The organism is Nostoc sp. NMS9 (assembly GCF_017114995.1).
Lineage (GTDB): Bacteria > Cyanobacteriota > Cyanobacteriia > Cyanobacteriales > Nostocaceae > Nostoc.
This window is the reverse complement of the sequence record NZ_JABXKL010000046.1, coordinates 1-8,784: the sequence shown is the minus strand read 5'-3', so window position 1 is coordinate 8,784 and position 8,784 is coordinate 1. Positions and strand designations below refer to the sequence as shown.

Below are 8,784 nucleotides of genomic sequence, written 5' to 3'. Positions count from 1 at the left end.
CTCCCCCAAGAGTCCACATCGACGGGGAGGTTTGGCACCTCGATGTCGGCTCATCGCAACCTGGGGCGGAAGTACGTCCCAAGGGTTGGGCTGTTCGCCCATTAAAGCGGTACGTGAGCTGGGTTCAGAACGTCGTGAGACAGTTCGGTCCATATCCGGTGCAGGCGTAAGAGCATTGAGAGGAGTCCTCCTTAGTACGAGAGGACCGGGAGGAACGCACCGCTGGTGTACCAGTTATCGTGCCAACGGTAAACGCTGGGTAGCCAAGTGCGGAGCGGATAACCGCTGAAAGCATCTAAGTGGGAAGCCCACCTCAAGATGAGTGCTCTCACCACTATAAGTGGGTAAGGTCACCTGAAGAACACAGGTTAATAGGCGGTAGGTGGAAGTACAGTAATGTATGTAGCCGAGCCGTGCTAACAGACCGAGGGCTTGACCTCACAATAACTTTGGTCAACTAAATTAATTCGCGTTACTTGCAGTCTTCAGGGTTTTGTGAATTTGAGATTTTGGATTGATATATCCAATCTCAAATCCAAAATCCAAAATCCAAAATCGACAGGTTTTCCTGGTGTCTATTGCGCGGTGGAACCACACTGAACCCTTCCCGAACTCAGAGGTGAAACGCTGCTGCGGCCACGATAGTTTAGGGGTTGCCCTACGCAAAAATAGCTCGATGCCAGGTTTTATAATTCAAAATAAAAGCCCCTAGCTCACATCATAGCTTGGGGCTTTTTGTTTATTAGACTTGTTGTAATAAGCTCAAAAACCGCTTAAAAATCCTTGAAACCTTCCTTCTTGTGGTAAGGCTTTTAGTGAGTTATCCCTCTTCTGTCACTTTCCGGGTATTCTGAATAAAAGAATCAAAAGAAAAAACTCTGGAAGGTAAGCAGGGCAATGGATGTAGAATTACAAATCCTAAAACATTTGGCGAGAGATGCTCACCCAACAGTTGCGATCGTAGATGAATATTGTGCAGAGTATAAAGACTTATTTAAAGAAGTAAGGAATTATGAGTGCTTCAAATATTTACACATGGGGATAATATCAACGATAAAACGAAAATCGTTACCAGAGATAGCAAAGGTAGTGAGCATAAATTCGGCACAGTTACTACACCATTTTTTAGCTTTCTTCAGATTGGTCAGTAAATAAATTAAAACAACGAAGATTAAATAAGTTAAAGAAACAATTAGATGGTCGGGCAATTACATTAGTAATAGATGAAACAGGAGATAGGAAAAAAGGTAAAAAGACTGATTATGTAGCTAGACAATATTTAGGAAGCGTAGGAAAAATAGATAATGGAATAGTTTCAGTCAATGCTTATGGAGTTTGTGCTAATATAACTTTTCCATTAATCGTCAAAGTATTTAAACCAAAAGGAACATTAAAGGAGTCAGATAAATATAAAACTAAAATAGAGTTAGCATCAGAGATCATTACAGAATTAAGAGAATCAGGGTTCAAGATTGAATTAGTATTGGCTGATAGTTTATATGGTGAAAGTAGCCAATTTATTAGAAAAGTTGCTGAATATAACTTAGGTTATGTGGTATCAATTAGAAGTAATCATGGAGTCTGGCTACCAGTAGGAGAAAGGGTTAGGGCAAATAATTGATGTAAAGAAAGAGAGAACATTTAGCAATCAAAAATCAGAGATAAGATATATTAGGGAAATAATTTATGGTAAAAAAAGAGTCGTAACTTACTGGGAAATAACTACTGCTCCAGAAACCATGCCGGAAAATTCTACCTCCTTCGTGATGACGAATCTGCAAGGTAATCTCAAGAAAATTTTAGGTGACTTATATGGATTAAGAACCTGGGTAGAATATGGGTTTCGACAGTGTAAACAGGAACTAGGCTGGACAGATTACCGTTTCACTGATTTCCAACATATTGAGAGATGGTGGGAAATTATTTTTTGTGTTTATACGATGATTAGTTTAAATTCTCCAGTCTTCTTAAGCTTCAATCAGTCTCGTCAACTTGAGACTGAAGCACAAGAAAATAGTGATGTTGATTTTTCTCATCATCCGCAATGGAATCATGAATCCGGATGGAAGAATACTTTAAATAATCTGCGTCTCATTATCCAACCACTTTTACTATTTTGGTTAATTTATCCCTGGTTAAGTATTTTCCCTAATTCACAGTTGTGACTGGGATTCAATCATTTAATTGCTGCAATGAATCAATTTAAACCCTCTTATGCTTCTGGATGATTTCGCTCCTGAACTACTTGCTTATCTCGGAAAGTGACAGAAGAGGGATATAACTAATACCAATTCACGAAAAAAATGCATAGACATAATTAAGGAATAAATATGAACGAGCGAAAATGGCTGGAGTCACCAAAGTAGAAATATTTGAGTCAGCAGAGAAATTGCATGATCTGCTGAGAAAACAAAAAACAGCATTAGGAAAAGAAGGTATTCAAGCCTTGTATTTACTGAAGATAGGGCGAGTAAAAACAATACAGGATTTGGCTGTTGTGTTGGCAAGAGGAACAGCGTATATCAGATTTTTGAGAATCCAGCTGGGCAATCAATTGAAACTTTTCGCCGTGTTCGAGATGAAGTTAAGGAACGAGTTGTAAAGTTAATTAAGTCTCTAAATTAACAATTGCTACAACTATAAATTAGGTTAGCGATCGCTCGAAGTAATTTAGCTGGCTCCACTGGTTTGGTGATATGCTGCCCAAATCCGGCGGCAATTGCCTGTTGATAATTAACCTCACCAGCATAAGCTGTAAGGGCGATCGCAGGAATTTTTCCTCCAAGTTCTGGTGACATAGCTCTAATTTGACGTATCAGCATATAGCCGTCTACTTCTGGCATTCCAATGTCGCTTAACAGCAGATTTGGCTGAAGCTGAGGCATAATTCGTAGTGCTTCGATCGCAGATGCAGCCTGGGTTACTACCGCACCAGATTGCTTCAAAATGAAAGCAATTAACTCTCGCGTATCCCGCTCATCATCTACAAGCAGAACTTTCAACCCATTGAAATCGGGCAAATCATCAGCTTGAGAGGTAATCTGATGGCTATTTAGATCGACCTGGATTAGCGGTAGCATGACTGTAAAGGTCGCTCCCTGTTCTTCACCCAAACTTTCTGCTTTAACTGTGCCACCATGTAGCTCGACAATGTGACGAACAATAGCTAATCCTAAGCCCAGTCCGCCGAATTTTCTAGTAGTTGCGCCATCAGCTTGTCGAAAGTAGTCAAAGACGAATGGTAAAAAGTCAGGGCTAATTCCCTTACCTGTATCACTGACTCGCAACTGAACCTGAGAACCAACATACTCTAAACTGATTTCTATCTCTCCACCTTGGGGTGTAAACTTAATAGCATTGGAAAGTAGATTCCAGATAACTTGCTGCAAGCGACTGGAATCACCTGTGACTAAAAATTTAGAATTTGAAGTTTGGCATTTTAAATTGTTAGATTGCTTATGAAAATCGATAGATTCTAAATTTATTTGAGAATTGTCTAATCCAAAATCGTTCGATGGTTCCTGAGCCTTGTCGTTCACGTAGTGTCCCGCAGAAAAGCCTAAAATCGTAAATTGCAAATTGATCGATTTGGCTTCAGTGGCTAGACGTACAGTTTCTATTGCTGCGGCGATCGCAGTTTCTAGATTCACAGGAGCAATATTCAGACTCAGTTTACCTTGGAGAATGCGAGAGACATCCAGTAAATCTTCGATTAATTGGGTTTGAAGCTTGGCATTGCGCTCAATGGTTTCGAGAGCGCGAGTAGTGGTTGCTTCATCATACTTTTTCGTTTGCAGCAACTTTGACCATCCCAAGATCGGGTTTAGCGGCGTGCGAAGTTCGTGGGAAAGCACCGCCAAAAACTCATCTTTGATCCGGTTAGCTTGGATTAATTCTTCTTTCCGTCGCTGTAACGAAGCCATTAACTGAGCGCGTTCCAGAGCAACCGCCACCTGATCGGAGGTTGCTTGTAATAGAGCTATTTCCCCAGAAGTGAAATTGGTACGGGTGCGACTGGCAAAGCAGAGGACACCAAGCAGCTTTCCTTGAGCAATTAACGGTTGACCTGCATAGGCTGTGATTCCTAAAGTTTGGAGAATGTGGGCATTTGGATGGGTAGAGTGTGGCACATTATTGACGACGATTTGACAGCGTTCTTGTACCACTAGTCCGCATATGCCTTGATTAAATTCCAGGTATTCAATTGCTTGAAATACTTCATCAGTAATGCCGTTCCAAGCTACTAACCGAAGTTTCTGCTTATTTTCGTGTGTATCGATTAAATAGTGAAAGTAACAATGCAAATCCATTTGCGCCGAGAGTTTGCTAAACAAGCTGTTCATTAGATCCAAAGGGCGCTCGGTTGAAAGCAAATCACTGGTAGTTTCCAAGAGCAGTTTAAGTCTTTCACTGCGCTCTTGTAAGGCTTGTTCTGCAAGCTGGCGTTCACGAAGGGCGCGTTCGCGTTCGGTAATGTCAATTGCAACCCCCCCTACCAGGCGTTGTCCAGACGCATCGGCAATGGGAAACTTATAGACCAAAAATTCGCCAAGGGTGCCATCTGTGCGTGGAGCAGATTCAATTGTTTGAACAACCTGATTCGTCTCGGCAACTATTCTAATGTTATCTAGGAGAGGTTGAGCAATTTGGACTGGGTATAGGTCAAAAATGTTTTTATTGATCGCTTTATTTATTGACACATTGAATGTGCTGAAATAAGTTGGACTGAGGTAAAGTACACGTCCGTCTGCATTTGTAATCCATGCGGCGGCGGGAATATTGTCCATAAAAGCTTGAAATTGCTCTTGACTCTGACTCAGCGCTTTTTTAGCTTGTTTGAGATCGCTAATATCCAGAATGAATGCAACTGATTTGTGCCGAGATTCTCCTAAAAGGGAGTAGCCAACTACAACTGGTACGCTGGAACCATCTTTGCGAATAAATTCCTTCTCGTAAGGAGTACAGGTTCCCTTTGCTGTTGCCTCGGCAATAGCCAATTCGTCTAAATAGTGGTATTCAGATGGGGTGATATCAGCCCACCGTAATCTACCTGCTTGGATATCCTCTTGGGTATAGCCGACAATTCGCAAAAACTCGTCATTGGCTTCAGTGATGCTACCATTCACATCACCAAAGAGAATGCCAACTATATTCGCTTTTACAAAACTCCTGAGCCGTTCCTCACTTGCTTGGATTGCTGCTTCTGCCTGTTTGCGTTTGCTAATATCTGTAGTGCTGCCAACTAAGCGTACTGGGTTTCCATCAGCATTTCGCTGTACCACTATCCCCTGATCCAAAACATAGATGTACTGGTTGTTTTTGTTACGAATTCGGTACTCGGCAGCATAGCGATCGCTATTTGCCAAAGCACCTCCCGCCTCTTCTTGTACATATTGCAAATCCTCTGGATGGACAAGCTCACGCCACCAATTAGCAGTTGATTCAGATTCTGCGAGGGAATAGCCCAAAATTCGGGTTAACCCATCAGTTCTTTCAACGGTATCCTGTTCTATATTCCAGTCATAAATCAGACAGTTTACCGCAGATGCTGCTAACTCAAACCGCTCGTTAGCTAATCTCAGACGCTCCTCTTTCTCCCGCAAAATTTGTTCTATTTGTTTGCGTTCGCATAGCGCAGCTTGCTGTTCGCTCAAATCAACAACAAAGGCAATGACCGTTTCTTGAGTGTCTCCCAGCATTACAGAACCGAGCAGAACAGGAATGCGATCGCCATCTTTACGAATGTATTCTTTCTCAAAAGGCTTACATACTCCAGTAGTTTTCACTTTTTCCACTGAACGTTCGCTCAAAAGAAGATACTCAGGCGGGGTAATCTCGCGCCAGTTGATTTGGTTAGCAGACAAATCTTCTCGCGTATAGCCGATCATCTTCAGAAAAGCATCATTGGCTTCGATGATCAAGTCGTTGTTGAAATCAGTTACGATTACCCCAATGATGTTGGATTCTGCCAGTTGCCTAAACCGCATTTCGCTATTTTGCAACAACTTCAGGCTTGTCTCTGCCTTGCGTCTAGCAGTTCGCAACTCTGAAGAGAGCGCAGTAATTAAGAAGGATATTAGTGAGAACGTGGTTAATCGTACCAGGACTTTTAGGTTGAAGAAATCGAAGGAGTAGACTGGATCGATCAAAAAACAGAGCGCAGTTGTCACAGATAAAGCGATCGCTAGCACTCCAAGTCTCATACCGCCATACCAGGCGCTGACTGCCACAGCAGCATAAAATAATGTAAATACGCTCGGATCAAAAACTGGCAGTAACACTTTTGTCAACAGCAGTGCCGCCATGACTGCCAAAATCATCACACTAAAAGCTATGAACCGAGAACGCATCATCAAAATTTTTTCAGGTACTTTCACCATCATCTTAAGAGTCCTCCCGTTGCTCTGATTTTGGGAGATACTCGTTCACTAATCTTTTGCCTGCTTCGCCCATCTTCTCTAACATTTCTTCAATCAGCTTTAGTGCCATCTGTGAAGGCACTGTATATCCGTTCTCCCAGCGATTGATTGTTCGTAGGGAAACTCCTAACTTGGCTGCAAACTTTTCTTGAGAAAGATTGAGTTGCTGCCGAAGTTCACGGATTAAATCTGAAATTTTGAGTGGCTTTCTTAGTTCCATAGTAGGAAGAGTAGGACAGATGTCTCGCCATTCGTCTCCAGCTTGAGGAAGAAGTTAAATAATCATTAGTCGTTATCAATTTCATCTTTTGGTGCAACATCAATATTCAGTTATCAGTGTTTGCGGCTTACTGAACGCTTAGGAAGGTATATCTAAAATAAACATTAAATTTTGTCCTATCTGCAATCCCACAATAGTATTATCTAAGGCAATTTAATTAATTATTATCAGCGATCGCACACAGCTAAACAATTGGTAGTGCATCATACTTTTATGATTCATATCGAAATTGATTTTTTATATATAAAGTATCTATATAGAAGTTCATTTTGTATTTGATAAAAGCTTTTAAATCATCGCTATTTTAGCAACTAAATCTAAAATAGATTCCAAAATATGTAGTTACTTTTACTTCTATGGTAAGATGCCAGTCACAAAACTAGCAAGTTAAAAATAAAGACGGGAGCAGAAGGCAGTGTTTCAACTACGCTCAACAACCAGATAGAAGTAAAAACTTTAGTTCTGGGTCATTGCCCAGTCAAAAAAATAATTGTATCGAGCGGAAAGTGCTGCGAGATACAAAGCCTCTTTGCTACAATCCCATGTTTAAAAACATCGGTTACTCCTGCCTCCTGAAGATCCACTATTGATAAAATTTTTGCCTAATCCTAATCTTTAACTGTTTTGATTAATCAACACTCCGAAAACTTATTAAACAGTCAACAAGAAAATACACCAGGTGAAGGCTATATATTTAACTGGTTTGATTGGTTTTGTCTTTGGTATCCTCCAGGCTGGCTAATTTTATTCAACCGCCATTGGCAGCACTATCACACAGATCCAGATGGTTGGAATTGGCTAGAATATGGATTATTTTTAATTCCTGGCGGATTTTATCTAGCGTTGCTGAGTCGCTGGTTGCGTCTGGGTTTTCATTCACCTCGAAAAGAAGTTGGTGAATTTGATCCCAAATATCAACAAGCTTTTGGCAAAGAAGTTCTTGGCCCCATCGTTAAATATTATTTTCGAGGAGAGTTGCAACAAGTTGAAAACTTGCCGTCAACTGGGCCATTGATTGTGGCAATGAATCATGCCGGGATGTGTTTTCCTTGGGACTTTTTAAGCTTGGGTTATTTATTAAGTGAAGCCAAAGGATGGGTATTACAACCCATAGCAAATCCAGTATTATTTGAGCATCCTTGGGTGATTTGGTGGCTACCACCTCAATGGTTGCAGGTTTTAGGTGGTGTGCGAGCCGAATTAAATGATTTTGAAGGCGCCATCGCTCAAGGTAAAATTCTTTTATATGCACCCGAAGGTATTCGCGGGCCTTTGAAAGGTTGGAGAAGGCGGTATCAACTAGAAAAGTTTGATGTGAGTTTTATTCAGTTGAGCGATCGCTATCATATTCCCATTCTGCCAGTAGTTTGCATCGGCAGTGAATTTCTACATCCTTGGGCTGTTAATTTCACCAAATTGCAACGACTAGTCAAACTACCATTCTTACCTTTGTCGCCCTTGATGTTTGCCTTACTTCTGTTTCCCTCAATGGGAGTTTGGGCAATGAGAACTCGTTTGCGTTACTTTATTAGTCCTTTGCAACCAGCAGGATTAGATAACCACTCAAAGAAAGGACGTGCAGCAGCTTATCAACAGGCGCAACAATTAAGACAAAAACTGCAACTTCAAATTAATCAATTTTTGGGTAAATCTTAATACTACAAGCTTAAATTTGCTGATTCTAACAGGTTTACCATGTGGTTCAATTAAATGAAAACTGCTGTAAGTTTGTAGTGAATTTATGGAACCTGTGACGCTGACGGCTGTTGTGAGTGCGATCGCCACTATACTGTTGATTAAGCCAATAATAGAGAAAATCGTTGAAAACATTGGTAATGCTGTATGGACGTGTTGTTAGGAATGAAGTTATTAGACCTCTTGCATAAATCAAAAATAAAGAACCCCACCCCTGTTCAAGCCCCCGCTTTTAGGCGTGGGGTAATAATTGCGTTAGCGCAGCGTTAGCGAGTCCGCGAGCGTCATTGCGAATTGAAAATTGCGAATTGGTGTGACGATTCTTGAATGCCGCCAATCAATAGCTGTGGCACAACTGAGTGGAGATGATTGAAGGAATTGAGTTTGAGC

Annotated in this window: 3 protein-coding genes, 2 rRNA genes and 2 pseudogenes; 5 read left to right on the top strand and 2 right to left on the bottom strand. The window is 41.1% G+C overall.

Going from position 1 to position 8,784, the window contains the following annotated elements; translation table 11 throughout:
* The 4 genes and pseudogenes from HWQ40_RS14760 to HWQ40_RS14745 all read left to right on the top strand — a co-directional run.
* Positions 1–440, top strand: a 23S ribosomal RNA gene (locus HWQ40_RS14760); the annotation flags it as partial.
* A gap of 127 nt (positions 441–567) precedes the next feature.
* Positions 568–685, top strand: a 5S ribosomal RNA gene (gene rrf, locus HWQ40_RS14755).
* A 212-nt stretch (positions 686–897) separates the two neighbouring features.
* Positions 898–2,228, top strand: a pseudogene (locus tag HWQ40_RS14750) (IS701 family transposase).
* A gap of 304 nt (positions 2,229–2,532) precedes the next feature.
* Positions 2,533–2,625 (top strand): annotated as a pseudogene (locus HWQ40_RS14745) (ArsC family transcriptional regulator); the annotation flags it as partial.
* Here HWQ40_RS14745 and HWQ40_RS14740 read toward each other — a convergent pair.
* Together HWQ40_RS14740 and HWQ40_RS14735 are read right to left on the bottom strand one after the other, a co-directional pair.
* Positions 2,622–6,383 carry a PAS domain S-box protein gene (locus HWQ40_RS14740; protein ID WP_292778916.1) on the bottom strand — a complete coding sequence of 1,254 codons (3,762 nt, stop codon included), beginning with the start codon at positions 6,381–6,383 and terminating at the stop codon, positions 2,622–2,624. The pseudogene HWQ40_RS14745 and the gene HWQ40_RS14740 overlap by 4 nt on opposite strands.
* Before the next feature lies 1 nt (position 6,384).
* Positions 6,385–6,639, bottom strand: a complete 255-nt coding sequence (locus HWQ40_RS14735) for a helix-turn-helix transcriptional regulator (RefSeq protein ID WP_292778913.1) — start codon at positions 6,637–6,639, stop codon at positions 6,385–6,387.
* Between the two features lie 684 nt (positions 6,640–7,323).
* On the opposite strand from HWQ40_RS14735, the gene HWQ40_RS14730 reads away from it, so the two are divergent.
* Positions 7,324–8,355, top strand: coding sequence for a glycerol acyltransferase (locus HWQ40_RS14730; protein ID WP_292778910.1), 1,032 nt, complete (start codon positions 7,324–7,326; stop codon positions 8,353–8,355).
* The last annotated feature ends 429 nt before the right edge of the window (positions 8,356–8,784 follow it).